Here is a 711-nt window from a genome sequence, read left to right as displayed (position 1 = left end):
AAAGTGTCCAACTTGCAGGGTTCACTTCAATGTGTCGTAAATATGGAGAAGCCAGCATATATAAAAAAGAGTGCCATGTGGCACTCTTTTTGAGCTATTTAATATCAACAACACCGACAAATTCAACATCATCAATTGCAGTTAAGTAAAAACTATCAGTTGGTCCAAGTATTGCAAGTTGACCATTTTTGATTGTACATTCTTGATCTGGTGTGGTCAGTTTCACCGTCCCTTTTAAGGGAATGAGAACTATATTTCCAGGTACAGGGTGAAATTCTCCGTTGTTTGTCACTGTATTTTTCTTTAGTATACGATGACCAACCCGTCTTTGACCATTTTCGTAAAGGTGTTCATGGACCTCATCACCGCGACTACCAGTTAATATTTTCATATAATATATACTCCCAAGTTAATTGACTTTTTTACGTGGCTTTTCAGTATTATTGGAATTTTGTTGAGTGTTGTTTCCACAGCCGCCCATACTACCAGAGCCACCGTGCATACCCTTGTGCATAAATAGCATCATGAGTGGGTGTGCTAGAAGAAAAAGGGCTATCAGAATCCATTGTGACATAGTTTCACTTCCTTTTGCTTTGTTTCTATAATAAGTATAAATTGGAAGTGTGTTGTTTTTATGTTGTCGGGAATTTTTACATAATTATGAATGTTATTATGTATACGGTAGATTGTAAAATTAATCCGAACGCTGTT

2 protein-coding genes are annotated in these 711 nt (G+C 36.6%); both read right to left on the bottom strand.

All coding sequences use genetic code 11. The features are described 5' to 3' along the window. Positions 1 to 94: 94 nt before the first annotated feature. Positions 95 to 391 carry a hypothetical protein gene (locus tag FD47_RS14685; protein ID WP_002817475.1) on the bottom strand — a complete coding sequence of 99 codons (297 nt, stop codon included), beginning with the start codon at positions 389 to 391 and terminating at the stop codon, positions 95 to 97. An 18-nt stretch (positions 392 to 409) separates the two neighbouring features. After that, on the bottom strand, positions 410 to 574 hold the full coding sequence (locus tag FD47_RS15265; protein WP_003688746.1) for a DUF2933 domain-containing protein: 165 nt from the start codon (positions 572 to 574) through the stop codon (positions 410 to 412). Positions 575 to 711 lie beyond the last annotated feature (137 nt).

Origin of the sequence: Lentilactobacillus parafarraginis DSM 18390 = JCM 14109, from assembly GCF_001435895.1 — a bacterium.
GTDB lineage: Bacteria > Bacillota > Bacilli > Lactobacillales > Lactobacillaceae > Lentilactobacillus > Lentilactobacillus parafarraginis.
Note: the sequence above shows the minus strand (reverse complement) of the source record. Positions and strands in the feature narration are given on the sequence as shown.

Coding starts and splice junctions, on each gene's coding strand:
- FD47_RS14685 (WP_002817475.1), bottom strand. CDS start 391: ATGAAAATATTAACTGGTAGTCGCGGTGATGAGGTCCATGAACACCTT.
- FD47_RS15265 (WP_003688746.1), bottom strand. CDS start 574: ATGTCACAATGGATTCTGATAGCCCTTTTTCTTCTAGCACACCCACTC.